At 45.1% G+C, this 24,834-nt stretch carries 24 protein-coding genes; 13 read left to right on the forward strand and 11 right to left on the reverse strand.

What is annotated here, in order from left to right; genetic code table 11:
• Positions 1-346: 346 nt before the first annotated feature.
• Both AZI86_RS16865 and AZI86_RS16870 read left to right on the forward strand, forming a co-directional pair.
• The gene (locus tag AZI86_RS16865; RefSeq protein WP_061836468.1) at positions 347-1,267 is read left to right on the forward strand and encodes a hypothetical protein; all 921 of its coding nucleotides are present in this window, start codon (positions 347-349) and stop codon (positions 1,265-1,267) included.
• A gap of 111 nt (positions 1,268-1,378) precedes the next feature.
• Entirely contained in the window at positions 1,379-2,119 is a 741-nt protein-coding gene (locus AZI86_RS16870; protein ID WP_061836469.1) for a hypothetical protein, read from the forward strand.
• Positions 2,120-2,210: 91 nt separating this feature from the next.
• On the opposite strand, the gene AZI86_RS16875 is transcribed toward AZI86_RS16870, so the two are convergent.
• Positions 2,211-3,251, reverse strand: a complete 1,041-nt coding sequence (locus AZI86_RS16875) for an alpha/beta fold hydrolase (RefSeq protein WP_437340146.1) — start codon at positions 3,249-3,251, stop codon at positions 2,211-2,213.
• Complete coding sequence (locus AZI86_RS16880) at positions 3,248-3,706, reverse strand: hypothetical protein (RefSeq protein ID WP_061836471.1); 459 nt, start codon at positions 3,704-3,706, stop codon at positions 3,248-3,250. Before AZI86_RS16880 ends, AZI86_RS16875 begins: the two co-directional genes overlap by 4 nt.
• Before the next feature lie 250 nt (positions 3,707-3,956).
• Between AZI86_RS16880 and AZI86_RS16885 the strand changes: the two genes are divergently transcribed.
• The 7 genes from AZI86_RS16885 to AZI86_RS16915 all read left to right on the forward strand — a co-directional run bounded on the left by AZI86_RS16885 (position 3,957) and on the right by AZI86_RS16915 (position 9,655).
• A complete protein-coding gene (locus AZI86_RS16885; RefSeq protein WP_253716001.1) occupies positions 3,957-5,096 on the forward strand; it encodes a hypothetical protein in 1,140 nt (379 codons plus the stop codon).
• A 150-nt stretch (positions 5,097-5,246) separates the two neighbouring features.
• Positions 5,247-5,942: a FliG C-terminal domain-containing protein gene (locus AZI86_RS16890; RefSeq protein ID WP_253716002.1), complete on the forward strand. Its 696-nt coding sequence runs from the start codon at positions 5,247-5,249 to the stop codon at positions 5,940-5,942.
• A 111-nt stretch (positions 5,943-6,053) separates the two neighbouring features.
• Positions 6,054-7,763 carry an alpha/beta hydrolase family protein gene (locus tag AZI86_RS16895; RefSeq protein WP_061836474.1) on the forward strand — a complete coding sequence of 570 codons (1,710 nt, stop codon included), beginning with the start codon at positions 6,054-6,056 and terminating at the stop codon, positions 7,761-7,763.
• Positions 7,756-8,367 (forward strand): pyroglutamyl-peptidase I, encoded by a 612-nt coding sequence (locus tag AZI86_RS16900; RefSeq protein WP_061836475.1) that lies wholly within the window; start codon positions 7,756-7,758, stop codon positions 8,365-8,367. Before AZI86_RS16895 ends, AZI86_RS16900 begins: the two co-directional genes overlap by 8 nt.
• Before the next feature lie 51 nt (positions 8,368-8,418).
• Entirely contained in the window at positions 8,419-8,853 is a 435-nt protein-coding gene (locus tag AZI86_RS16905; protein WP_061836476.1) for a Spy/CpxP family protein refolding chaperone, read from the forward strand.
• A 14-nt stretch (positions 8,854-8,867) separates the two neighbouring features.
• Positions 8,868-9,359 carry an RNA polymerase sigma factor gene (locus tag AZI86_RS16910; RefSeq protein WP_061836477.1) on the forward strand — a complete coding sequence of 164 codons (492 nt, stop codon included), beginning with the start codon at positions 8,868-8,870 and terminating at the stop codon, positions 9,357-9,359.
• Entirely contained in the window at positions 9,356-9,655 is a 300-nt protein-coding gene (locus tag AZI86_RS16915; RefSeq protein ID WP_061836478.1) for a hypothetical protein, read from the forward strand. Before AZI86_RS16910 ends, AZI86_RS16915 begins: the two co-directional genes overlap by 4 nt.
• Positions 9,656-9,706: 51 nt before the next feature.
• Here the strand turns inward: AZI86_RS16915 and AZI86_RS16920 are convergent, their stop codons facing one another.
• The gene (locus tag AZI86_RS16920; RefSeq protein WP_061836479.1) at positions 9,707-10,795 is read right to left on the reverse strand and encodes an OmpA family protein; all 1,089 of its coding nucleotides are present in this window, start codon (positions 10,793-10,795) and stop codon (positions 9,707-9,709) included.
• A 214-nt stretch (positions 10,796-11,009) separates the two neighbouring features.
• Here AZI86_RS16920 and AZI86_RS16925 point away from each other — a divergent pair, with 214 nt between their 5' ends.
• Positions 11,010-11,573: a hypothetical protein gene (locus tag AZI86_RS16925; protein WP_061836480.1), complete on the forward strand. Its 564-nt coding sequence runs from the start codon at positions 11,010-11,012 to the stop codon at positions 11,571-11,573.
• 55 nt (positions 11,574-11,628) lie between these two features.
• Here the strand turns inward: AZI86_RS16925 and AZI86_RS16930 are convergent, their stop codons facing one another.
• From AZI86_RS16930 to AZI86_RS16945, 4 genes are read right to left on the reverse strand one after another with little or no spacing between them, the layout of a single operon-like run.
• Positions 11,629-12,876 carry a TolC family protein gene (locus AZI86_RS16930; RefSeq protein WP_061836481.1) on the reverse strand — a complete coding sequence of 416 codons (1,248 nt, stop codon included), beginning with the start codon at positions 12,874-12,876 and terminating at the stop codon, positions 11,629-11,631.
• A 6-nt stretch (positions 12,877-12,882) separates the two neighbouring features.
• On the reverse strand, positions 12,883-13,299 hold the full coding sequence (locus AZI86_RS16935) for a hypothetical protein (RefSeq protein ID WP_061836482.1): 417 nt from the start codon (positions 13,297-13,299) through the stop codon (positions 12,883-12,885).
• Entirely contained in the window at positions 13,296-16,415 is a 3,120-nt protein-coding gene (locus tag AZI86_RS16940) for an efflux RND transporter permease subunit (protein WP_061836483.1), read from the reverse strand. The genes AZI86_RS16935 and AZI86_RS16940 overlap by 4 nt, the downstream gene beginning before the upstream one ends.
• Positions 16,416-16,467: 52 nt before the next feature.
• Entirely contained in the window at positions 16,468-16,836 is a 369-nt protein-coding gene (locus AZI86_RS16945; RefSeq protein WP_157684750.1) for a hypothetical protein, read from the reverse strand.
• 177 nt (positions 16,837-17,013) lie between these two features.
• Between AZI86_RS16945 and AZI86_RS16950 the strand changes: the two genes are divergently transcribed.
• Together AZI86_RS16950 and AZI86_RS16955 are read left to right on the forward strand one after the other, a co-directional pair.
• Positions 17,014-17,454 carry a hypothetical protein gene (locus AZI86_RS16950; RefSeq protein WP_061836485.1) on the forward strand — a complete coding sequence of 147 codons (441 nt, stop codon included), beginning with the start codon at positions 17,014-17,016 and terminating at the stop codon, positions 17,452-17,454.
• Between the two features lie 82 nt (positions 17,455-17,536).
• Positions 17,537-20,113 carry a hypothetical protein gene (locus AZI86_RS16955; protein WP_061836486.1) on the forward strand — a complete coding sequence of 859 codons (2,577 nt, stop codon included), beginning with the start codon at positions 17,537-17,539 and terminating at the stop codon, positions 20,111-20,113.
• Between the two features lie 3 nt (positions 20,114-20,116).
• Here AZI86_RS16955 and AZI86_RS16960 read toward each other — a convergent pair whose 3' ends face one another.
• Together AZI86_RS16960 and AZI86_RS16965 are read right to left on the reverse strand one after the other, a co-directional pair.
• Entirely contained in the window at positions 20,117-20,548 is a 432-nt protein-coding gene (locus tag AZI86_RS16960) for a hypothetical protein (protein ID WP_157684751.1), read from the reverse strand.
• Between the two features lie 71 nt (positions 20,549-20,619).
• Positions 20,620-21,828 carry a phospholipase D-like domain-containing protein gene (locus AZI86_RS16965; protein WP_061836488.1) on the reverse strand — a complete coding sequence of 403 codons (1,209 nt, stop codon included), beginning with the start codon at positions 21,826-21,828 and terminating at the stop codon, positions 20,620-20,622.
• Between the two features lie 140 nt (positions 21,829-21,968).
• On the opposite strand from AZI86_RS16965, the gene AZI86_RS16970 reads away from it, so the two are divergent.
• On the forward strand, positions 21,969-22,700 hold the full coding sequence (locus AZI86_RS16970; RefSeq protein ID WP_216635930.1) for a DNA alkylation repair protein: 732 nt from the start codon (positions 21,969-21,971) through the stop codon (positions 22,698-22,700).
• Here AZI86_RS16970 and AZI86_RS16975 read toward each other — a convergent pair.
• Positions 22,697-23,944, reverse strand: a complete 1,248-nt coding sequence (locus tag AZI86_RS16975; protein WP_061836489.1) for an NAD(P)/FAD-dependent oxidoreductase — start codon at positions 23,942-23,944, stop codon at positions 22,697-22,699. The genes AZI86_RS16970 and AZI86_RS16975 overlap by 4 nt on opposite strands.
• A gap of 48 nt (positions 23,945-23,992) precedes the next feature.
• A complete protein-coding gene (locus AZI86_RS16980) occupies positions 23,993-24,763 on the reverse strand; it encodes a TIGR02147 family protein (protein ID WP_061836490.1) in 771 nt (256 codons plus the stop codon).
• Positions 24,764-24,834: the final 71 nt, after the last annotated feature.

The following is a 24,834-nucleotide window of genomic DNA, read 5'->3' on the forward strand; positions in this document are numbered from 1 at the left end:
AGATTGGGTTTTTTTTTGCCTCGGGCTCCTGCCCTCAACCCTTTTGAGCCTTTTTTTCTCTTCGAACGAAGAACGTCTCTTATAAGCTTTTTGCTGAAGGCATAGAAAATAGCCACCATAAAATTCTAAGGCTCTTGTGCTTGGGGTTTTAAGAAACGATAGACGAGTTACCACCGATGCGGTTCTGCGACGTGTCGGTTGCCGATCGTTGTGAGGCAATTTTTTACTTTCGAATTAATTGGACTAAGCCAATTTAAAAAACGTAATGCATGTGCAAGCTAATTACTTTGACCCACTAACTAATTCTTGAAATCATCTTCTTCATCTACATTTAAGAGGGGGAGCGATGAGAACTTGGGGGATGGTTTTCGGGGTCTTGATTTGTGCGCAAGGGTTCGCGCAAGAGAGTACGACTTCTTTGTCCGTGGCTGATGTGACTCCCGCGGCGGCGGCTTCTTCGGTGATGCCGGTCAACGAGGTGAAAACTTCTCCGTGGAAAATGACCTTGGCTTCTGAAAATTATAGCTATGAAGCCGATCAACGAAACTTTGAGTCTGCGCCTGTTATTTCTTACAACTGGCTTGGCGTTCGATATGCTCCGACCAAACTTTGGGAGTTGGAGCTGCGTCAGCAATTTCAATTCGTTTCAAATCGTGAACACCTTGGTGCGCGCGATACTCGTCTTCATGCTAAATCTTCATTAGAGATCGCCGAAACGGTTTTAAGAGCGGCTCTTCGTCCGAATGGATTCCTAGGCTCAAGTATGGCGCTTTTTGAAATGCGCTATTACGCTCCCACGGATAATGTGGCGCAAGAGAATCATGAACTGGGACGTTTGCGTGCCGATGCTTACGTTGAGTGGATGATGAGTCCGAAGTTTACGATTGCCGGTTATTTTTCTCCGCGTGTTTTGTTTAATAGCGCGGACAATCCAAACAAGGCCGTGGGGGCAGATGCAGAGTACTATCAGCTGCGAACCGCCCCTTATTTTTTATATAGCATCGATGACCACTGGCAGCCATACTATGCTTATCACTTTGTTGGTAAATCTAGCAGTGCCCAGCGCGGGAATTGGGATCCGGATATGGCCAATGTCGGTGCCCATGAGGCTGGCTTAAATATTTATTATGGTGCTTTTTATATTAACCCGGCGTTGTTAAGCGAAACGAATTTGGATGATGGCGGCGGATCTATTTTGACGGATGATTCACGGGCCTTTTCATACGAAAATATCAGCTATAACTTCAATGTGTATGCGGTGTTTTAACGGCCCACAAACGCCATTATTGTTAGCCTGATCAGATCTTAAACAGTCTCAGAGCTTCATCTGCGAGGAACAGCAAGAAGGCCCAGCGCCTCTTTTGCATGATTCCTCAATATGAAGCTCTTTGTATTTTTATTCGCATTTATATCTATCACCATAACCGACGCCAAGGCCGACCGTGCTGAGGGACTGGCTTCTCGTATGCAAGAAGCCGACGGAAAAACTTTTGCGGTGATGGGACCAAATTGTTTTGCGACCGCAATGAAAGTTTCCGGAGTTACCTCCTCGTACCGAGGAATGGATGCTAAAGAATTTGCAGTTATTCAAAAAAACTTTTGTCATAAGATAGACCAACCTCAACCCGGGGACATCGGAGTTTTTGAAACACCAGGTTTTGGATTTATTCATGCGTATGTTTTTGTTTCTAGCGACACGGGCATGCAAAAGCCTGGTGTTGATTACAATGGAAAAACGCCCATCTCATTTCAATCCTTAGAGAGCATTAATTATACTTACTTAGCCTCTCCTGAATGTCGTCGGTATTCTAAAGACATTTCAGAGTGCATGAATGCTCATTACTATGTACGATGTGAAAATTATGTGAGGCACTTAAGAAAAATCAATCCGGTTCTAGAGGACCAAGTACAAGCCATAGAAAAAAGTATGGATCTGCTTTTAGAAGGCGATAACTGGGGCCCCTCACAAGTACGACTTTCCCAGCAGGTGCAAGAGCAGGTTTTACAACTGCGGGGTCTAATGCCCACAGAAGAAAATAGCTCTTGGCAAAAGTTTGTGCGTGCTCGACAGGTCAGCTTAGAAAAGCAGGCCCAGTTCTTCATGCTTAAATCACAATAAAATAATTAATTTAGAAATTAGTAAACAGAATCTTAGATGTCAGATTTTAAAGAAAGGCCCACGAGATATGTGGGCCTGGTGGAACAATCCTCTATATTTGCTTAACAAAAACTTTCCAGAATGCCTCAAAGTCTTCAATAAAAGGCATATGGCCTAAGCCTTTTAGAGTGATCAGTTTTGATTTTGGAATCATTTTGGCAACCGTTTGGCTCATCACCGGGTAATTGCCCATTTTGTTTTTAATGTCTTCGGGCGCCCAAGCTTTGCCAATCGCGGTACGATCGCGATCGCCAATAATTAAAACCGTCGGCGCTTTAAGATTCTTAAATTCATAATACACGGGTTGAGTGAAGATCATGTCAGAGGTGAGGGCCGCATTCCAAGCAATCACCGGATAATCGGGTCCTTGCACCCAGCCCGTTGGGATCTCTAACCATTTGTCATAGTCTGACTTCCATTTGCCGTCGTAATAGCTTTCAAGCTGATACTGTTTTACTTTTTCAGCGTTGCTCGCAAGCTCAGCTTTATAGCCATCATCCACTGAACGGTAAGATGTCATCGTCTTCCAGTCTTCCAGACCAATAGGGTTGACCAAGAAAAGCTTGGTGACGCTATCGGGATACATTAATGCAAATCTTGTCGCGACCATGCCGCCCATGGAATGGCCTAAGACAAAGTATTTTTCGACACCCAGGCTGTTTAATAGATTTTTCGTATTTAAAGCCAAGGTTTGAAAACTGTATTGATAGTTTTTTGGTTTTGATGATTTTCCAAAGCCGATTTGGTCGGGAACGATCACTCGATAACCTTCTTGGTTTAGACCCAAGATCAACTGTTCAAAGTAAGCTCCGGGAAAGTTTTTCCCGTGCAGCATCACGATGACCTTTGCTGAAGGACGTCCGGCTGGGATATCCATATAGGCCATCTTTAAATCTTGTTCTTGTGAACGGAAGTTAAAAAACTTCACCGGGAAAGGGTATTGGTATTGAGTCAGCTCGGCATCAAAGCCGACCTTGCTGCCGACTTTGTTTTCGGCAGAGGCTTTTTTAAATTCTTCTTTTGGAGTTGTGGCGCAAGCGGTGAGGGCCAGGGTGAGAATCAAAAGATGTTTCTTCACGAGTAAAATCCTTATTTCTGTGGTTTGGCGGCCGAAGGGCGATTTAAATCATTCATCGTATAAGTACGACCGATTTCAAAGACTTTGTTTTTGGATTTGATATCAAACAGACTGGCCTGAATGATAATTCCGGGATTTTCATCATCCGGCAAATCCATCACTTCAAGTTCTAAAAATGAAGAGCCGTCTTTCACTCGATGAAATGTGGGACGATGTTTTCCCATCAAGGCTTTAGCTAAAGTGGAATTCATACGCAACTCCACGGTCGCGATGGAGTTCCATTCTTTGGGTAACTGACCTTCTTTGTTTAGTTGCGCAAAGTCTTCATCAATCATGCGAGTGAGTTGTTGAGCGGGAGTGAGCTGCGAACAAAACTCTGTCTTTTGAGTTTCAAATTCATCTTTAAAAACAACGACACCAAAAGCCACAGCAACAAGGATGATCGTTGCACCTATAAATTTGTAGACCATGCGAGGTCCTCCATCTTTATCTATTATGGCGCAAAAAAAGGCTTCGGGTCATGAGAATTTAAAGAAATCTAACACCTTGAAATTCCAGGTAAAAGCGCTGCCAAGGGCGGCACTCTGTCGACAATTTAGACAGTCTTGTGGGGCTCTAGGGTATTCTTTATAGGGGTAAAATTCATGTGTTTTCAGCTAGTTAGGGGGTTGTGAAAAGACTGGCACCGAGATTGGAAGTAAGAAGTTCGAAGAGGTGTTTATGTTTACCTTTACTAGAGCTGCAACATTGTCATTTTTAATTGGGCTTTACGTCGGCTGTTCGCCGGTGAAGTTCAATTTGGACGATAGTAAATGTAAAGAAAACGGCTGTATCGTGGTTGATGGGAAATATTCTTTTAATTACTCAGCGACGGCGGGCTATGGCAAAGTCGACATCCTTATTGTTAATGACAACTCGGCTTCAATGTCTTTTGAACAAGCTCGCTTGGCTCCGCGCTTTGCGAATTTTATTGGTGATCTTGATTCAAGAAATATCGACTATCGTATCGGAATGACGACGACGGATGTCTCTGGTACCGGGCCTTTGCAAGGCGGAAACCTGATCTCTTTTGGTGGGAATCCTTATTTAACTCCTAAAATTTCTAATCGCGTGGCTTTATTTAACCAGGAAATCCAACGCCCGGAAACTTTGGCGTGTGAGAAATTTATCGCGGATTGGATTCGTAATAATGGTGGCAGTGCGAGTGCAACGAATCGTCCCGGATATGCGGCCGCTTACGCGCAGAACTGTCCTTCAGGGGATGAACGCGGCATTTACGCGGCAAACTTAGTAGTAAAAAATAATCCAAATAGCTTCATCCGTTCGGATGCTCATTTAGCCGTTATTGTAGTTTCGGATGAAGATGAACGCAGCGGTCTTTATGGCAATCAAGGATACTATTTAGAAGATTATGACCAGCCAGGTACTTTAGTTAATAACGTAAAAAACACGTTGGGTGCAGATAAGTACAATTCATTCAGCGTGCACGCGGTGGTGGTGAAAGACCAAGCTTGCTTGAATCAACAAAACTCGCAAATTCTTGATGGTTATGCGCCGACGGCGGGGCTTGTCTCCGGCAGCATCGGCACCGTTTACCTGACATTCCCAAATGCGGGATGGGGTAAGGTTGCGGATATTTGTTCTAGCGATTACACATCTCAATTGGGTCAAATCCGTTCTAAAATCACGGATAACATCAAAGACATTCTTTTAAGCTGTTCGAACCCACAAGAGCTTGTTGTTACGGTGAATGGCAGCAACGTGGGTTTCACGACTTCGGGTAAAACGGTGAAGTTGAATTCCGCATTAACGCCCGGTACGACTGTGAATCTTTCTTATAAATGTACTAGCCTTGACTAAAAAATCCTAAGGGATCAACAGGGTGTTGCTGCTTACAGTGGCATCTTCTAAGATTGATCCTCTCGATTTGAGACGTTTCTTTTTTAATTAACAAATTAGTTTAGATCGCCTTTAGTCCGGGAAATCATTTCCGATACCTTAGTCATGGGCATGTTAGACAGATACAAAAAAAAGGGCGGCTTTTATCAACTTCTCCAATTGCTGGAGACTTCTCCGACAGCCAAGCGCGAGCAATTCCTCAAATTAATTGAGGCAGAAAGCCCGGCTTGGGAAGAAGCTTTGCGTAAGCGCGTGCTGACAGTAAATCGCGTGTATGGGTGGGAGTCACAATATCTTGTAGAGATCTTTTCGCGCATCCAGCCATTAACTTTGGCAAATGCCCTGCACGGAAGTCCTCAAGAACAGGTCGATCAGCTTTTAGGTTGTTTACCCCCAATTTCAAAACGTAAGATCACCGATCTGATGGCAGAGTCAAATCCTTCACCGGGTGAGAAATCTAGCTGTATCGTGCGTCTGCTTTCAGAAGTGCGGGGCTTTGTATCTCAAGGAATCATTCGTTTAGAAAAAGTGGACCCCGAACTTCATGTCCCAGAAAATATTGAAGAGGTGCTTAATGCTAGCGGCTTTGCCGTGCCATCATTTGAGTATGAGACAGGCAAAAAAGATTCCGCACCGCATGTTGCAGCTGAACCTGAACCGGGCGCGTCGCCGGCCCATGCAGCGATGTTACAAGAAAATGAATTCTTAAAACGTAAAGTGAACCAGCTCGTCGCGGAAGTGAATACGTTGAAAAACGAAAATTCGATTCTTAAAGACAAACTGTCTCAAATTAAGAAAATTGCGTGATCATTATTTCCGGAAATGTGTCGAGCGATTAGACGAAAGTACTTTTCGCTTAACCTAGGCTAGATCCAAGTCGATAGACCTTTTGTAGCTCGTTATAGCACAAGAGGATATATGACATCAAAGATTAGCATCGCTGTGGGCGTTCTGTTATCTATTTCATTAGTGGCTAAAGCCGAAGACGTTGAGTCTGAATTTTATCGCGAACTGGCAGCACGATCTGGTGTGAAAATGGAGCAGCCGGCGGCCCGCGGAATTTTTTCCAGTCCCCCATCTGATGGATTAAGTCTTGGTGATATCTCTCCGGGATGTGACCCACGACGTTTTGAAGACAGTGTCATCGGGAAAAAAATCAGCAATAAGCAATATTACAGCTTAGCGAAAAAATATTTCGAAAAGTGTGGGGCCGAATTAAGTGCCCATGGCTCCAAAGGCCTGATGGGTTTACTTAAGTTTTCATACGTGAATTATCCATTTTTACAAAATCCTTTGATAAAGAAAGTACAGCTTAAAATAGACGGGGCGATCATCCCGGGGATTTTGGCGTTGAAGGCCGATCCACGTCCACGTCCATTTGTGATTGTTCGTTGTGGAGTTTTCTGTTCAGCAGATGAAGGCACGTCGATGAAAAGTTTCATGATGCATTTGTTTGATCAATCTCCTTTTAACGTTCTACTGATTGCCAATCAGACGGGTGAAGATTATGTCACTACGAATGGCAAAGTCAGCATGGGCGGATGGACGGAAGGGTATGAGACCCTAGCTGTGGGTAAGTGGTTGATTGAAAAGTCTGAATACCGAGATCGTATATCAAGCTTACATATGATGGGTATCAGCTTGGGTGGAAATGGGGCCGTGATTGGGGCGGCGTTCAATGATAAATACTATTTAGATAATGGTCGTAAGGTCTTTAACTCGGTCACGGCGATTTGTCCGGTGGTCACATTGCGTCCCACCTTGGACTATCTTTACGGTAACGGTTTAGTGGGCGTGGTGTTTTCGGAAATGACACGTAAACATTTTAAAAATACACGCTACGCCGTCAAAGATGTTCCAGAGCTTTTAACAGATGATAAGATTCCTTGGGCGGCCCGCAGTATGCCGGCCTTTATTGGAACCTTGGGATCAGCGGCCCTGAATAAACGGGGCGTGGCAAGTACCCCGGATTCATTCTTTAAGAGCAATAACTTTTGGAACCTAAAAGAAGAAGTAAAAACTCCCTTGATGCTGTGGGCATCAAAAGATGACATTGTCGTAAATGAAAAAATTAATACGGCGGTTGTTGCCTCAAATAGTGTTTATGAGAAATCAGATTACGTCGGGGCGATCAGCGTTCCTTATGGCACGCACTGTGCGTTTTCGACAGCTTATGGGGACCAAGCTTCTGCGGCTCTTCTAAGAAGTTTTGTTCTTAATAACAGCCCAGAATTTATAGACTCTTATGACACCAAACAGTCACAAACTTGGACATTTGGTTTTGATAAGATGAGTTCATCAGTGCAGCATCTAAATCAAAAGTGGACTTTTGTAGCCAACCAAAAGTTAGTGAAAGTTGATTTTAAACTCTTCTTAAGTAAGGCGGACAATTCTTGTGCGGTCGGACCTCAAAAGGCAACGTCGGCAGTTTGTTTCCAGACGAAAACTCGTTGGGTTTCGATCTCGGCCTTAAAAGATTTGGGTGCTCGTGTACCAAAGACGGACATTGAAGCGCAAGCTCTGTCGCGAGAGTTTAACACCAAGGTGGAATTTAGAGTGAAAACCGGCCCTCTTAATGGTACCAATAAATCAGACTTCTTTATGACGTGGAGAAACCATTTTGAATGATCGAGTTTTAGTGACCGGGTTCAAACCTTTCTTGGGTGAAACTATAAATCCAAGTGAAGTCCTTCTTGAAGAGATCAGGAAGGATTTTGCCGTTTCAAAGAATGTAGATACGTTGGTTTTACCGGTGTCCTTTGGCAAAGCCTTTGCGGTGCTAGAAGAACAGCTCAACAAAAAATCTTATCGCTATGTGTTTTTGTTAGGGCAAGCGGGTGATCGTGACAAAGTCTGCTTTGAACGCGTGGGTTTGAACTGGATTGAAACACAGAAGCCTGATGAAGATGGGTTTACCCCGCAGCAGGGGCCGATTGCGGCTCAAGAAGCTCCGGCCCTTTTTTCGCGCCTTCCGCTAAGTGAGTGGAGTGATGCTTTGCGCGCTCAAGGTTTACCGGTAAAGGTGTCTTTAAGTGCGGGTGGTTATGTGTGTAATCAGGTGTATTTTAAGGCGCTACAAAAGCTTCAATCCGAGACCGGGGCGGGCGTGGTATTTATTCATGTACCGTATTTGCCCGAGCAGGTGCAAAACAAGGCCCCGGGAACTCCCTTCCTGGACCTAGAAACCCAGAAAAAGACCCTCTATTCCGTTTTAAATCGATACGTAAAATAATTTGAACCCGGCACCCGCCGCCTTCGTCTAAAGAGGCAAATTGGAGGAACAATGAAACTTTCAAGGCTTATCATGGTTCTTATCGCCACAACCGGAATTTCAAGCACCGCCCTAGCTCGTGGGGAGGGTCGTGGCGGCGAACACGGGCACGGACGAGATGAACTGGCGATCGAAAAGCAGTTCAGCATGGAAAAACTTAAAAAACTGGATCTTACAAAAGAACAAAAAGAGAAGTTAAAAGATCTGCGCGAAGCCCATAAAAATGATGCTGAAAAATTGCGTGAAGAACTTAAAGCCGCCAAGAAAAGTTTCAAAGAAGCTTTGCGCTCTAACGCCAGCAAAGAGGACGTGGTGAAATTGTACGAAGCGATGATGGGTAAAAAACTCCAAGTGGGAAAAGCCCGCATCACGGGGCTGTTGGAAGCTCGTGAGGTTTTAACGCCCGCGCAACGTGAAAAGCTCTTTGAAAATAAAGAAAAAGAATAAGGATTTGAGGTTAGGTGAGTCTGCACTCTCCCGAAGAATTTAAAAAATTTTACGAAGAACATGCTCCGAAAGTGCGGGGCATGCTTTTTCGTTTGGTGGGAGAGCAATCATTGAGCGATCTTACTCAGGAAGCTTTTTTAAAGGCTTGGGAGCATCGAGACAAATTTCGGGGGGACGCCGAAGCATCTACGTGGCTTTACCGTATTTCTTACAACTGCGCTGTTGATTATTTAAGAAAAAATAGAAATAAACAAATGCCCGCGGATGTGGAAGTGTCGGCGACATCTCAGGAGGAAGAACTTTCTGGCCGAGAGATTGTGGATTTGCTTTTACGTTCGTTGGATATAGAACAACGGGCCGTGGTGATATTGTTTTATTTTGAAGATCAGGGAATTAAAGAGATTTCAGAAAGCCTTTCGATTCCCGAGGGAACCGTCAAATCCCGGTTAAATCATGCACGACAAAAAATGAATGAGTTTTTAACTAAGAAAGGAGTCGCACAGTGAAAGATGATTCTTTAAAAAAGTATCTAAAGGAAAATGCATCTCCCTTGCCCGCGGGGAACTTGGACGAATCTTCGCGCATTTGGCGTAAGATCCAAGAAAGAAAAAAACCTTGGTCATTATGGTGGACGATGCTTCCTGTGGCCGTTACGGCAGCTTTGGTCGTTTTTGTGGTTCGTACGCAGACTTTACAAAATGAGAGCAAAGTCGAAGAAGAATATTTATACCAAGAATGGAACGCCATGATGTCTGAGGTGAACTCGGACGAGTCTGAATTGATAACGACCTTTGGAAAATAAAAACGGCCCCCGTGAAGGAGCCGTTTAGATTCAATCGGATTTCTTAAATACCTATTGGATTTGAGAAAGAGCCTCTTGAAGTTTCGCTTCATCTTTAACCCCGATAAATACTAATTCCGCACGACGGTCGCTTTGCATTGAGCCTGTAGATTCGGCAGAACCTTTACCCATTGCTACGACATCGTTAACGCCATTTCTTTTTAGAATTGAGCTCACTGATTCCGCACGTTGTTGCGAAATGCGTTGGTTGATCTCAGAAGAACCCGTAGCATCTGTATAACCGTGAACTTCCACGCGTTCATAAAGATCACTGTTGTCGGCTAAGACTTTAGCCACTTGATTAAGCTTTTGCTGATCCGCTGAATTTAAAGCTGTTCTTGATGTGTCGAAATTGATCGCTGTGCCACCCGCAAGCGCTGCATAACTTACATCACGTAAAGCAGGTTCTGGGACGACGGCCGCTACGGGGCGAGCTGGTTCCGAGGGAGTTTCCTCAACGAGCATGTCATCTTCTTCCATGACAGTTTCCGTGGCCGCTACAGGGCTTTGGCTGACAGATGGTTTATAGGCGCCAGGATTCCAACCAAGTTGTAGGTCCACAAGGTACATCATGACGTTACCATCTGTATTGTTAGTGAGTGACTGGGCACGGGCACCGACACGCGCTAACCAGCTTGGGGTCATGTTGAATTCTCTAAGAACTTGCAAGCCAGCAAAGTGAGCATCTGCTTGGTCTGCCGAGTAGTATTGACCTTGGTTATAGAACTGGTTTCCGATCACGCCGGCTTGCCATTTATCCCAACGATAGCGGATAGCTAGTTCCAAGGCGCCGTCGGTGATGGCCGTCTCTGCAGCGTTGTTTGATGAGAATTGCTGGTTATTCGCTCCGTAACCGAGGTCGATGACGGCAGGGGCATCAAAATAATAAGAACCTAAGAGTTTGATCGTGGCCGGTGTCCCTTCCACTTCGGCGATATTTTCATAACCCGTATAACCTCCACCAAAACCTAAGAATGGCAAAAGCCCAGCCGGTCTTGTGGCCGTCTCTTCGCGGGAGAACTCAAGGGCGCTGGTTGTTGTATCCTGTGCGTAGGCCGATGTGGCTGCGCATAACAAAGTGGCTAAAATAAACTTTTTCATATAAGTCTCCTTTTCTAAGTCACACACCCCCAATTATTGGAGTTCGGAGGATGGGGTCAATTTTCAGAGGCTTAATGTGTTGAGATAAATAAAAGAACCTGGCCTAGCGTCAGGATATGTTTCTGGCCTGTAAACAATATGCTTTTGCAAAGAAATTGACGTTTGCCAAAGCTCTCTCTAGGCTCAAAGAACCCATGCAGGAGGATTTCCGTTTATGATGCGTTATTTCATTCTTATTGCCGTAGTTTCTTTAGGCTTTTCGGTAGGGTGTTCTTCGAAACACAAAGCTAAAGATGTGGATACCACAGTGGAAATGGCTGAAACTGTGCGCGCAGACTCTGTCGTCGGTGTTAAAGACGGTGACATGGTTTATCAACGTAAAGTGGCTATCGGTGAAGAACTTCGCCGCTTAGAAATCGACGTTTACGATCTTGAAGCACGGGTGGTTGGTGGACCGCGATATCTAGACAACCGTGGCCTTTACGGCGTGTTAAGAGACTGCCGCGTTCAATTGGGCGATGCAAAAAACGGCGGCGATGGAAAAGTTCGTTGGACGGAGGCTCGTGAATACGTAACGCCGGACGATGAATATTCTAAAATCGGGATTGAGGACAAAAAGCGTATCGTGGGAGTTTCTGAAGAATTCCTAAAAGATCGTTTGGCTCGCTTTAAAGACTATCAAAAAACTTTGCAAAAGCGCCAAGATGAATACGAAACAAAAGTAAAAATGTGCGAAATGGAATTACAAACGCAAAAAGCCAAAGCCTCTGCGCAGTAATTTCAGTAAAATAAAATTCGACAAAAAAGCCAGCCCCGTGAAGAGGCTGGCTTTTTTATTTTCCTAAGACGGCCAGAGCTTGAGATCGAGACAGCTGGAAGTCTCTTAAAATTTCAAAGTACTTGTGGCGGCGTTCGTAAAGCTTTTCTGCGGCTCCTAAAACGTCCGGAGAGTTTTTAACTCCACGCGCGTATTCGGATTGCGTGAGCTTGTAATATCTTTCCGCCCGATTGATATTTTCTTCGGCTTCATGCACTTGATCGTGCAGAAAATGAAGACGTCTTGTTTCGTTTTCAAGAGCGACTGAAAGAGAGTTCTTTTGAAACTCCGCAAGTCTTTGTTCGGCCAGGGCTTGCTTTTTATAAGACGAGGAATCTTGAAGGGCCGTAAAGCCATCGGCTAAATTCAGACGCAAGCGTAAACCGACCACGGATTCGGTACGATCTGAAGATTCCGGATATTCTTTCTCGCGCTCATTGTACTGATTGTATCCGGCGAAAGCCTCTAATTTGGGCCACAAGCTTCTTCCGGACTGTTGAGCTGAAAGAGTTTTTTGTTCGGCTTCCGTTTGCTGCTCCAGATACCAAAAAGAATTTTGACCCTCTTGAGGCTTAAGCTCTTTGATAAACTCATGTTCATGACCTAATTCTTGCGTCAGTTTATAGCCGTTGTCAGGCGGCAGATTCAAAATCAAATTCATTTCTTGAGATAGATTTTGAAGTTCTAAATCTGTTTGCTTGAGTTCACGGCGCAGATCGACATCTTTCATTTCAAATTCAAACCGATCTGAATCGGTGGCGACACCACTGCGGATGCGCTTCAAGGCTCCTTGTAGATTGGAACTATTTAAATCCAAAGTCTTACCCAGCAGTTCTTTTTTCTTGGTTAAAAAAGACATCTGCCAATAAAGATTTCTCGCTTTGAGAAGTTCTTCGGCGACGGTTTTTTGCGATTGAAACCCGCGCTTAGAAACTTCTAAATGACGAACGTCGTTTTCAAGTCTGTCAGCACCGCCATTAAACAGGTTCAAGCGAACTTCAGCGCCATAGGTGGGCTGGTTTTTTTGTTCTGCTTGGCCCATTTTAAAACTTTCTTGGCTTGCATAAAGATCAACGCTGGGAATGAACGAGCGTCCTAAATACCCTGTGCGAGATTCTGCGGCTTCGACATTCAGCTTGGCGGCAGAAACGCGGGTGTTTTTTTCCTTTAAAAGCGATTCCAAATTTTCTGGCGAAATCGCGGTTTGGGCAACCGCGGTCCCCACAGAAAAGAGAGCTATCACGAATACAACATAATACTTCATAAGGACCTACTTTTTGGGTTCGATGACAAAAGTCAGCGTGTCTGAATGCTTCGTTGGCTTATGGACCAAAGATAAAATCAGATTATAACGATGCGCCCCTTTGGCATCAAAGTTCGCCTCTAAATAACCGTCTTTTGGCTCCAGTGTCAGATTGGATGTGCCCTTGCCGCGAGGCAGTTCAGCTTTTGCGGCCAGGGTGAAGTCTTCAAACTTAAGTGATTGAGGCTTTTCACTTTTCAAATCTAAAAGATAGATTTTAATATTTTTTCCCTTAGCCACGATTTCGACGTGAGCTTCCTCGATGCGTTGGACAATTCCGCCTTTCATGGGCCGAGACGATGCCGCGGATTCATGTTCGTGATCGCCGTGAGCAAAAGTGAGAGAACCTGCGAGCATAATAAAAGAAATAATCCATTTTTTCATAAAACATCCTTTTCTACGTGCGATACATATTTTTCTGAGGCCTTTTTGCCAAAACGATAAAATAAGGCCGGGGTTACAACGATATCTAAAAGACTGGAGCTGATCAGACCTCCGACGACCACGACGGCCACGGGATGTAAGATCTCACTGCCTGGTTCACCTTTGGCTAAAACCAATGGCAAAAGGGCCAACGAGGTCACTAGAGCTGTCATCAATACGGGCACCAGGCGCTCTTGCGAGCCGCGAATGATCATTTCTTTTGAGAAGCTTTCGCCTTCAAATTTCATGAGGTGCAAATAATGCGAAATCATCATGATTGAGTTTCGCGCGGTGACACCACACAAAGTGATAAATCCCACAAGGCTGGCCACGGTGAGGGTGCGATCCGTAAAGAAAAGCAAAATCAACCCGCCGATAAAGGCTAACGGAATGGTCGCTAAAATCTGCGCCGTCATCATTTTTGAACGGAAATGACTGTAAAGAACTAAGACGATTCCTAATATAGAAATCATTGAATACAGTAAGAGCGTTCTGGTTGCAGACTTCTGACTTTTAAACTGTCCATCATAGACGATGAAATATCCTTGCGGCAGTTGGACCGATTCTTCAATGACCGAGCGAATTTCTTCCACGACGCCGGCGAGATCGCGCTTGCTGACATTAGCACTGATGATCATGCGGCGTTGATTGTCCTCGCGGTTGATTTCATTGGGACCGCTGGCTTCATACACGTCGGCGACTTCATTTAAGGTCACCCGTCGGCCGTCGGGCATAATCTTCAAAATCGTGCGTTTTAGGGCGTCTAGATCAGCGCGGGATCTTTGGTCGTATTGTAAGAAGACTTCATAAGACCGCGTTTCTTCTAAAATATGCGTGACCGTTTTTCCGTTGAGGGCGGTCTCTAAAAGTTCCGTGATATCCCCCGGGCTTAAGCCAAATTTCGCGGCATCTTCACGCATGACAAAGATTTTTACTTGAGGAATCAAGCCTTGCTGTTCAACCCGCAAATCGACTAAGCCAGGAATTTTTTCGATGGCTTCTTCGATCTCAAAAGATTTTTCCTGCAAAGTCGCTAGATCCGGGCCAAAGACTTTCACGGCGACGGCGGCATTAACTCCGGACAACATATGGTCAATGAGATGCGAAATAGGTTGTCCGACATTCACGCTGACGTCAGGAATCTGTTTTTTGATTTCATCGCGGATATTATTTAAGACAACATCCCGTGGTCGACCCGTGGGATGAAAATCAACATCAATTTCACTGACGTTCACGCCCATCGCATGTTCATCCATCTCGGCACGACCTGTGCGGCGAGAAACCGATTTTACTTCTGGAATGGACAGCATGATTTGTTCGGCTAAAAGACCGCGCTCATTAGACTCGGTCAAATTCACTCCTGGGGGAGCTGATAACGCCACCATTGCTGTGCCCTCGTTAAAGTGCGGCAGAAAATCTTTTCCCATAAAAGGGACCAAGGAAAGGGCGCCAACCAAAACCACCACCGCCGCACCCAAGGTGACTGAACTGCGTGGTAAGCTCCATTCTAGGATTTTACGATCCCAGTTTTTTAACTTTGTGACAAGCCAGGTGTCGTGATGTTCTTTCAATGAACCTTTAAGTAAAAATGAACACAACACCGGAGTCAGTGTCAAAGAAACTAAGAGCGATGCCCCCAGTGCCGTTAAATAGGCGATCCCCAAGGGGGCAAACAAACGTCCTTCTAGACCATCTAACGTGAACAGGGGAATAAAGACCAAGGCAATGATCACGGTCGCTAGTACAATTGAATTACGAATCTCGCTAGAGGCTTCGTAAATGACTTTTAATAGTGGCTGCGGCATCGCTGCTTTGGCATTTTCACGGAGGCGTCGAAAGACGTTTTCGACATCCACGATGGAGTCATCGACAAGTTCCCCAATGGCAATAGCCAAACCACCTAAAGTCATCGTGTTTACGGTTAAGCCAAATATTTTAAACACGATGAAAGCGCAAATGAACGAGACCGGAATCGCCGTCAGCGTAATCACCGACATGCGCATATTGGCCAAGAAAATAAAAAGAACTACAAAAACTAAAATAGTTCCCAGTTTTAATTTTCCTTGAATGCCGTTGATCGAGGCTTCGATAAAATGGGCCTGCTTAAAGACGTCGGTATTGATGATCAACTCTGTTGGCAAGGAGGGGCGAAGCTCTTCCACTGCTTTTTCAATAGCGCGAGTGATCGTGACGGTGTCCGCTCCTGGTTGTTTTAACACCGTCATGATCACGGCCGGGCCGCCGTTAAAGCTGCCATCGCCTCGTTTTAAACGTGGAGCTTCGTGAACTTCGGCGATATCGCCCACCAAAACGGGACGGCCAAAGTGCAAGCCCACGAAAGTTTTGCGAATATCCTCAACAGATTCAACAACGCCGATGTTGCGCACAAGTTTTTCTTTGCCATCAGATTCTAAAAATCCGCCCGTCGTATTTTGACTGATACGGGTGAGCTGACCGTCGACCGCGTCCATGGACAGTTGATAGCGATTTAGTTTTTCAGCCGACACTTGGATTTGATATTGTTTTAATCCGCCACCGATAGAAATCACGTTGGAAACCCCCGGTATCGTCATTAAACGAGGACGTAGGTTCCATTCCGCGATATCACGGAGTTGTAACGGCGAAATCTTTTGATCTTTCGATGTAACGGCGATCTGCTGAATTTGGCCGAGTAAGGAACCAATGGGTGCCATCGTGGGAGTGATATCGGGAGGCATTCTTTCCTCTGCCAAGGTCAATCGCTCTTGCACGATTTGGCGCAGGCGATAGATGTCGGTATCCCATTTAAATTCTAAATAAATAACGGAAAGACCAATGCCGGACTGAGAACGGATGCGATCCATTCCGGGCATTCCGGTTAAGAATGACTCTAAAGGAAGTGTCACGCGCGTTTCAACTTCCTCTGGTGCCATTCCATGTGCTTCCGTCATGACAACGACTGTAGGCTTGGTGATATCCGGAAAAATATCAATGGGGAGTTTTTGTAAGGTGAGAACACCATACACAAGTAAAAGACAGGCACTTGCAACAACGGCCAAACGGTGCAGCAAAGCCCAACGAATTAATGCATTTAACATATTAATATACCTTCAAAAAAATTGGATGCGAATGAATGTAAGCTTTGAAGGATTAAGCTCGAGGAGGCTGGAATGGTCCGTCTAATAACGGAGAACTAGGTGGAGCAAAAAGATCTTGGCTGTAAGCCAATTCAAAATAAATAGAAACAAGGTTCAGCTTTGGTAAAGACGGAGCCGCTTGAAAATGACAGCAGTCGACGCGATGGGTAGGGCAGGCACAATCGTGAGATTCATGATGACTCGCACTGCTCTCTTCTGAATGTTGGTTTAGGGTTGTTACATCTTGCGAAACACTTTGTTGGTGGGAATCGCAGCGGTGCAAAGCGCTGGAAATGTTGGGGGAAAGCACAATCATCGCCATAAAGACGATCAGGATGGCTTTGACTGAAGAGTAATAAAGACCCCAACGCATAGAACTCACTTTAGCGAGGTTGCAAACGATTGTCTACTGAGATCTCGATTTGGTTCATGAGGTCATTTCTGTCAAGATTTTAGCCATCCTTGTATTTCCTTCGTTGAGAGGTCTTTGGATTTACGAAAGCATGGCGCCAAGAATGAAAACTTCGTATAAGTCTTCATTCTTAAACGAGGTCCTAAAATGAAAAAAATGATGCTTTTTGCTATGGTACTTTGTGCTGCAGTTTCTGCTCAAACACAAGAAAAAGCAAAAATCTTAGATTGCATGCAGCCCGTATATTTGGATGATCCCAATTTTCAACAAGGCACTGAAATGTTTTTTGATGTGCTATCAGTGGATGGAAAATTTGAAGTCAAGTTCACCTCAGGTGATCTGCGCAGCGAAACGATTTTCAAAAGTGAAGCAAACGCAAAAAGTATTATGAGTGTTGAAAGCGCATCGTTTTATGCTTCGTGGAATACGCCGGCTCGTGTGGATATGGTTTTGCGGGACTTCGGAACTCGATGGAGAGGGTTGATCATGTTTCCTGAGGGGTATCAATCTGAGACATTGACGATGGCTCCAGGATCCGAAGTTGATTTGGCCTGTGTTCTTAAATCGGGTGCGGCTCTTTATCCGTAAGTTTCAAGATCTTTTGAGGTCTAGTTCGTTTTAAAAAAGTCTATTTCCGCCCCTATTTCCCGATAAGAATGTGGGGGCGTTCTTGTTGAAGTTACTTCGGTTTTTACAAACCATATCGCTGATTTTGGGCTGGAATTTTTTGGCCCAAGCGGCAGAAATTTGTCCGCCTCAATCTAATCTTGAAATTCACGCTCAAGCACAAGCGCTAGCGAAGACATCTTGTGTTGCCCAATGCACGAAAATTTATAAAGAACAGTCGCAAGAACAAATCGATAAGTTCGAAAAAAACTGTGACATGTTGGCAAAAAACGGAAATCCGTTCACCCAAGCAGAAGGCATCAAGGAAGCCAAAGAGGCGGTTAACGAGGCGACGCTGTTGTGTCTTCCTGTAGCCACAAAAAATGCCGTGGTCGGAACCTATGAGCTTATCAAGGCCCTGCCTTCCATGGTGGGGTTTCTGGTGAGTGGATCGTGGGCTAAGGACGTCGACAGTGAGCGCATGGCAGGTATTGAATTCTGTAAAGGCAGCGTCGATTGTAGGCGCGCGATGGCCCGCAATACTATTTTATACCAAAATAAAAATCCCGATGGCAGCTGGCAGATATCAGATGAAGAGGTTGATAAACAGATCTCGAGCCGAGATTTTTATGATCTCCATCGCCAGGCGGTGCATGATGTTCCGCTCGCGAAGAACGAATGCTTAGGATATCTAGCATCGCTTCGTCGCAAAATGTCCGCAGACGGTGAAGATTGGACGGAAGAGAGGCACAAAGCGGTGGCCGCCCAGATGGGACAGCAGCATCCACACTGTCCGGGAATTTTAAAGTTCGCCGAGCCGCCGTATAAAGCCCCGACGAAAAAAGAAGAAACATTGGAACAGTGTTTAGCACGGCAGAGCTCACCTCTTTTATGTCTGGCGCCGCAAGATATGTTCGCCACCAGCTATGTGTGCAACGGGCTTTTAGAAACGTGTGCCGCGTTGACTGAGTTCTTCATCCCTTTGCCAGGTCCAAAGGTGGTAAAGCTTATTAAGCTGGGAAAAAAATCTGAAATTGCCGCTGTCGCCGTTAAAGATGGTGTTGAAGTGGCGGAGTCAAAACCGGTCAGGGCTTTGACGGGAGCTCAAAAATTTTTTGTGGGTGCGTACAAAGAGAGAGTCTTTGTTGATGAGGCGGGCAATCGGCGATTTATGGGGGTGGCAGAGCACACTCCGAAAACACTTACCGAAAACAAAACGCGGGTTTTGGACAATGAAAATTCCGTGATGAAGATACTAAACGATGAAACCAACGATAAAGAACTTGTCACCAGCCTTACAAATTATCAGAAGGACACCCTGATAAAGCGTTTGGATAAACTTAAGGAAAAATATCCAGACATGGATTTTTCACTCTATAGCGATTTTAAATCGGTAAAATTAGGTGTTAAATCAAAAAAAGAAATCGATGCTGTTACCGATAAACGGCTTATAGCAGATCTGAATAAAGTCCTTGCGGAAAGTAACAGAGAATTTGCGGCAAAAATGAAAGAGCTGGGAATTGATGTCCCCAAGGCGGGCAAAGCTGAGGAGTGGTTCAAATCCGGTTATGGAAGAAGTGCTGACGAAGCGGCAACGGCAGCAAGAAAGGCGCGGCAAACGGCGGGTTCTGACGCCGTTGCGTATTCCAGTGCCCAGGTGCAAGAGGATTTAAGCAAAAGCTTGGCGGACGTCGAAAGAAAACGTCAAGAGATTGCCGGGTCGAAAAGTTTTTCTTCGCTTATGCAGAGGACCAAAAAAGGTGTCAACCTCCCTAAAGAAGATGTTTTAGATTTGGTAAGAAAAAATAAAGATCCTGAGTCTTTGGCATCCGCCATCTCTAAGCGCTATGAATTATCAAACTTCACGGCGAAGGAAGCCGCGCAGCTTCAAGATTATGTCAAAGGGGTGGATGAATTCTCTCCGACGATCTTAATTGCCAAACGTGAGAACGTGAATCTTGATGAGGCCAATTTAGGGGGATTGTCAGCGGACTTCCTTGGTATGGGATCTGCAAACCTTCGGGCGACAGCCGAAGGAATTGCCCAAAAAGAAACGGTGGATGCCGCTCTTATTGGAGCGCGTGAAGGCGAAAAGAAGGTTACAAACCTATTTAAGGCTCGTATGGAAAAATTCCGTAAGATCGTGGGCGATGCGAGTTGCTCTGGCGACGACTGTGCGATGGCTAAAGTTATGACCGAAAAAGAAAAATTAGAGGTCATGAGAAAGCTTGCCCGCAATCCTGAAACCCGCGGCGTGCGCATGTCCTTTATCGGTTCTAATGTTTCCCCCGAAGTTCGCATGAAACTGGCAAGCCACGGGGAAAGCATTGAAAAGACCTTTCGTAAAGAACTAGAAGGAAAAATTCCGTATTCAAAATTAAATAAGATGACCTTCGGCTTTGACATGAGGTCCACAGAACTTAATCAGGGTTCCGTGAATTTAGTTTTAGGTAAGGGGCGGGGGACAAGGCTTTCAACCAAAGAACAAAATGAAATGAATGCGGCGTTTAGGCGGGCCTTAGAGAAACACAACCAAGAGAAATTGGCGACCTATTCGCAAGGCACGCAAAGTTACAGTGCTTCCCAAATTTACTGGGTGCCTGGCGTCAGCGTATTCGGTGCGGATGAGGACGAGCCTTAAACCTTAAAGTCCTCTAAAGAAGGGTCTTACAAAGCTCATAAAAGGCCAAGGCACAGATCCCAAAATCACCAAAAGCGCGACGACATTTCCGATTAAATATACTTTGCGCTGCTTTTGGGCGGAAGGTTTCTTTTTACCAATGGAATTTACAGCATGGGCGACCGCGACGCCCATAAACATGCCACCCCCATGATGAAAGATCCAAGGATGAATATGTCCCCCGGCAATCAAGGGTGTAACGATCAAAAGTCCACAGCCTAAAAGAAATTGCAGATCCAAAGTCGCGATAAAGATTTTTTGCCCCGCCATTTCAATCCGACTGAGGGGAGATGATTTCTTCAAGAGGCCGATAATCAAGGCGATGAGTGTCGTCGCTAGACAAAGTAAAACCAACCATCGATTCCACGAGTGGATAAATAAAAGTGATGTGTACATGCAGAATGTATAAAAGAGCTTCCTCAGGAAAGAAAGCTCTTTTCGCATGCGCATCTATTGGTTGCGCGCAGCTATTTACATTGAGTTTTAAACTTCAGCAGCTGACGAATTTCTTTAGGATAAAGAGCCATTTTGGGAATCGAGCACTCTCGGTGCAGCTGATTCTTTAAAGCTTCTAACAAAGTCGGATATTCGGTACGACCTAAATTCCAGATCGAAGCAAATTCATTTTCGTAAGCGGGTAAAACCTCTTGAGCCAATCTGCCGGAAAGGATCACGATGTTTTCAATGTGATTGTTTTCACTGCTAGATGACCAGTTAAATGACCCCGTTACAAGCGTATGGCCGTCGACGATCATGAACTTGTTATGCATTTGGTAAGTCATGTATTCCGCCACTTGTAAGTTGTAAAACTTCACACGCAAGTCGATGTTGGGATTACTTAAAAGATATTTGGCTCTTTTTCCCAAATCCATAAAGTCATCTTGGCTGATCACGGCTTGGATTTTAACTCCTCGAGCAGCCGCGGCTTGGAGGGCCTCAAGAACTGGTACCAGGCGAATGCGTGTGCTCGCTATTTGCAAATGGCTTTGCGAAGAGTTGATAAGATTCACGATTTCATCAGTTAAATTTGATTTCTCTCCGGATCCTGGCTCTAACCGTTTCGGGGAATTAAAATAAACATCCATGCCTTCTTGATCAACCGCTGAAACAGGGGTGATGTCGGGCGCTGAGCCCGTGAAGCCAAACTCTACTGAGTTCATCCACAAGCGGTTGAACTCAGTTTGATAGCGGCTTGTGGCTTCAGGCTCTTGCGTGAAAAAAAGTATGTTTTCATTATACCCACGGTATGACGATAAAGACCAGTTCGCGCTGCCTGTGATCACGCGATCTATCGATTTTAACGAGTCAATAACCGCGAACTTATGATGAACTTTGACCGATCGACCAAGGTAGCGGACGTCGACACCCAGATCTTCAATGGCTTGTCTTTTTTTAGTGTTTTCTTCTGGGGTGCCATAAAGCTCAAGCACCATGCGGATTTTTAAGCTGCCGTTGCGGATGCGGGCTTGGACTTTGGGGCTTTGGATGGTTTGAATGATCGGTGAAGCTGGGCCTGACTCTAAGTTGTACATGGCAATGTCTACGGTGGATTCGGCTTCATAAATCCACTGGGCGATTGTTTCTAAGGTCGGATCGTGAGGATGAAACAAGGCCTCGATACGAGCTTGGGCCGCTAAAGAGACAGTCATTAATAGAGCAAAAACGAATGTTTTCACAGGAACCTCCAAAAAGTCGATGGCGAGTTTTACGCCGAAAATAGAAATTCGGACAGTGCATGTTTCATAAGTTATTATTCATTATATGAATTAATTAGAGACTTTATATCTAAATAAACCGGTGCTAGGCTTAAGGACCTATGGAAATGGTGTTAAACGCTGTCCAAGCTCAAAAAAGACTCCGCCAATTTGCTACTGAACAAAACAGGGAGGCGGCGCTTTGGTTTTTTAAAACCGGTCCGGGAGGCTACAGTCAACATGATCAGTTTATCGGCGTGAAAGTTCCTAAGACGCGGTTGGTATCGCGAGAGTATAAAGATTTGCCTTTGTCGGAGATCCAAAAGCTTCTGAAATCAAAAATTCATGAAGATCGTCTTTTAGGGCTCATAATTTTAGTGAATCGAATGAAGAAAGCTTCTATCCAAGATCGAAAGACGATCGCTGATTTCTATTTTAAAAATCTAAAATATGTGAACAACTGGGACCTGGTAGATAGCTCGGCAGAATACATTCTAGGACCGTACTTAAAAGAATTTCTAACACCCTCACAGCAATTGAAGTTTTTAAAAAAACTTGCCGTTTCTAAAAACCTTTGGGAACGAAGAGTTTCCATTCTGACAACATTTCATTTTATCCGTCAGCACGAATTTGAAAATACTCTTTATATTGCCGAGATCCTATTGAACGATCCCCACGACCTGATCCATAAAGCCGTCGGCTGGATGGTGCGGGAGGTAGCGAATCGGGATTTAGCGCAAGCCAATGATTTTTTGCGCGGACGCTATGATCAAATGCCGCGAACCATGCTTCGCTACGCGATCGAAAAATTTCCCGAAACGCGCAGAAAAGCCTATTTATTAGGAAAAATTTAGAAGCGGTTGGCGTCCAAAACTTTTAGATCCACAAACGGAGTTTTACCTTCGATAAGATCAGCAACCAAAAGCCCCGTGCCCGCACCACTTTGCAGCCCCAACATTTGGTGACCTACAGCCAACATCAAATTAGAGATGTTTTTGTGATAGCCAACTAGTGGAACGCCATCCGGAGTGCAGGGGCGCAGTCCTGCCCATAGTTCTTGGATTTCTAAATCTTGAGGTAAGTGTAAAAACTCACGGGCGCCTTTTTTTATACTTTCCACGCGTCTTTGCGTGATCGTAAAATCCTGATCCACAAGCTCTAAAGTTCCCGCGATGCGCAATGAGCCTTGGCGTGGTGTGATAGCGATTTTCTTTTCCACCAACATGATGGGATACTGAGGTTGTTTTTCTAAAGGAGGAACGATCATCGCGTAACCTTTACCGCCCAAGATAGGCACACGCAAACGCATCAAGCGAGCAAGATCCTTAGACCAACTGCCGGTAGCCATCACCAGTTGCTGCGGTTTAAACTCCCCTTGGGACGTCAGGACCGATTCAACTTTATTTCCTGAAATTACGATGTCTTGAAGCTCACAGTTTTCAATGATCTCACCACCATAGGCGCGAATTTCATTTGCTAAAGCTTGTACGACTTGGAATGGTTCCGCCATGGCTTCATTTGAAAAATACACGCCCCCTAAAAGCGGTCCCTTCAGGGCTGGCTCCATTGCGGCAATATCATCGCCATTTAGAACTTTGCCGGGGACCCCCAGATTTTTAACATAGTTTAATTCCGCCACGGCAGCATCGACACCTGGTTGGGTGCGGCTGACCATCATCAGGCCTTTTTGTTCAAAATTAAGGGCGGGATATTTTTGACCTAACTTTTCATATTCGGTCAGACTTTTTTGAGAAAGCACGACCAAAGCTTCCACCGCCTTACGTGCTTGGGTTTCGTTCATGGCCTTCATGAACGCCCACATCCAATGAGCTAAGTTCACCGACAAAGAAGGTTTGATATAAAGTGGGCCTTCGGGATCTAAAAGCCATTTCATTGATTTAAGCAACATTCCCGGCATCGGCAGGGGCATCGCAAAACAAGGTGTCATCCATCCCGCATTGCCGTAAGAACATCCGCGTCCCACGGTGCCTCGATCGATGATGCAGACTTTAGCACCACGGCGAGAAAGTTCAGCTCCAATGGCGGTACCAATGATACCGGCCCCCACGATAAGTATTTCGACGTCCTTTTTTTGCATGGCTCTATTGGAAGAGTCTTTGCAGAAAAAGGCAAGTGAAGCTTTAGGCTATTTGCGGCCTTTGGGTGGGGAGGTTTTATAAATGTGACTTAAGGGGAACAGGGCAACGGTAAGGCTGTAGACTTCGTCGCATTCCTCGCCTTCGGCCAAAAAGTTTGCTAAATTCCGTCGGAAACGAACAATGCGGGCGCACGCCTCCTCCATTTTTTTGCTATTCATCGTAAAAGTCATGGCAGAGTAATTCGTACGATTTTCTGGGACCTCGTCCATGGCCCTGAGAGCTTTTCTTAAGTGCTGCTTGTAAAAGTGGTTATGGGTTTCGCCTTTACCAAGGTTTGATAAACTTCCTGTTGATTTCCATTGACCGTTTTTATCGACGGTAATTAAACCCACTCTTAAAAGTCTTTCGACTGCTTCATCAACCTCTTTAACCGAAAGTTCTAAGACCTTGGCGATCCATCTCCTATCGGGTTTGAAACCGTTAGTCGAAATCAAACTGCGGATGGCGAAATGATACCAGTCTTTAATGATTGTAAATTGATCAGCGGCGAGCGTTAGGTAATGTTGTTGCAACTGCGTCTCTTCATCGATCTCTTTGGTCGCTCGCTGATAAGCAGAGATGTCTTGGTCACTTAAACCCATTTTTTTACCGATTTGTTCAATCGTTTTTTTGCCAATCGGACGCTTCCCTTTCAGGATCTTAGAGAAAGTTGAAGCATCCATTCCTAAAGAGGCAGCAAAAGCTCTTAGGGAATAGCTGGGATTTTTTTTGGTCCGTTTTAAGAGTTCGTCGCGTAAAAAAGTTCGGAAAGACGTCATGCTACCTCTTGGGGTGATAGGCAATCATAGTAATTCCTAGGCTTCAGCGTCAATGACCCTTGACCAATTCA

Origin of the sequence: Bdellovibrio bacteriovorus, from assembly GCF_001592735.1 — a bacterium.
Taxonomy (GTDB): Bacteria; Bdellovibrionota; Bdellovibrionia; order Bdellovibrionales; family Bdellovibrionaceae; genus Bdellovibrio; species Bdellovibrio bacteriovorus_D.

What these genes read in the sequence shown, in the direction of transcription:
- AZI86_RS16865 (WP_061836468.1), top strand. Translation starts at nt 347, where the DNA reads ATGAGAACTTGGGGGATGGTTTTCGGGGTCTTGATTTGTGCGCAAGGG.
- AZI86_RS16870 (WP_061836469.1), top strand. Translation starts at nt 1,379, where the DNA reads ATGAAGCTCTTTGTATTTTTATTCGCATTTATATCTATCACCATAACC.
- AZI86_RS16880 (WP_061836471.1), bottom strand. Translation starts at nt 3,706, where the DNA reads ATGGTCTACAAATTTATAGGTGCAACGATCATCCTTGTTGCTGTGGCT.
- AZI86_RS16885 (WP_253716001.1), top strand. Translation starts at nt 3,957, where the DNA reads ATGTTTACCTTTACTAGAGCTGCAACATTGTCATTTTTAATTGGGCTT.
- AZI86_RS16890 (WP_253716002.1), top strand. Translation starts at nt 5,247, where the DNA reads ATGTTAGACAGATACAAAAAAAAGGGCGGCTTTTATCAACTTCTCCAA.
- AZI86_RS16895 (WP_061836474.1), top strand. Translation starts at nt 6,054, where the DNA reads ATGACATCAAAGATTAGCATCGCTGTGGGCGTTCTGTTATCTATTTCA.
- AZI86_RS16905 (WP_061836476.1), top strand. Translation starts at nt 8,419, where the DNA reads ATGAAACTTTCAAGGCTTATCATGGTTCTTATCGCCACAACCGGAATT.
- AZI86_RS16920 (WP_061836479.1), bottom strand. Translation starts at nt 10,795, where the DNA reads ATGAAAAAGTTTATTTTAGCCACTTTGTTATGCGCAGCCACATCGGCC.
- AZI86_RS16925 (WP_061836480.1), top strand. Translation starts at nt 11,010, where the DNA reads ATGATGCGTTATTTCATTCTTATTGCCGTAGTTTCTTTAGGCTTTTCG.
- AZI86_RS16930 (WP_061836481.1), bottom strand. Translation starts at nt 12,876, where the DNA reads ATGAAGTATTATGTTGTATTCGTGATAGCTCTCTTTTCTGTGGGGACC.
- AZI86_RS16935 (WP_061836482.1), bottom strand. Translation starts at nt 13,299, where the DNA reads ATGAAAAAATGGATTATTTCTTTTATTATGCTCGCAGGTTCTCTCACT.
- AZI86_RS16940 (WP_061836483.1), bottom strand. Translation starts at nt 16,415, where the DNA reads ATGTTAAATGCATTAATTCGTTGGGCTTTGCTGCACCGTTTGGCCGTT.
- AZI86_RS16950 (WP_061836485.1), top strand. Translation starts at nt 17,014, where the DNA reads ATGAAAAAAATGATGCTTTTTGCTATGGTACTTTGTGCTGCAGTTTCT.
- AZI86_RS16960 (WP_157684751.1), bottom strand. Translation starts at nt 20,548, where the DNA reads ATGTACACATCACTTTTATTTATCCACTCGTGGAATCGATGGTTGGTT.
- AZI86_RS16970 (WP_216635930.1), top strand. Translation starts at nt 21,969, where the DNA reads ATGGAAATGGTGTTAAACGCTGTCCAAGCTCAAAAAAGACTCCGCCAA.
- AZI86_RS16975 (WP_061836489.1), bottom strand. Translation starts at nt 23,944, where the DNA reads ATGCAAAAAAAGGACGTCGAAATACTTATCGTGGGGGCCGGTATCATT.
- AZI86_RS16980 (WP_061836490.1), bottom strand. Translation starts at nt 24,763, where the DNA reads ATGACGTCTTTCCGAACTTTTTTACGCGACGAACTCTTAAAACGGACC.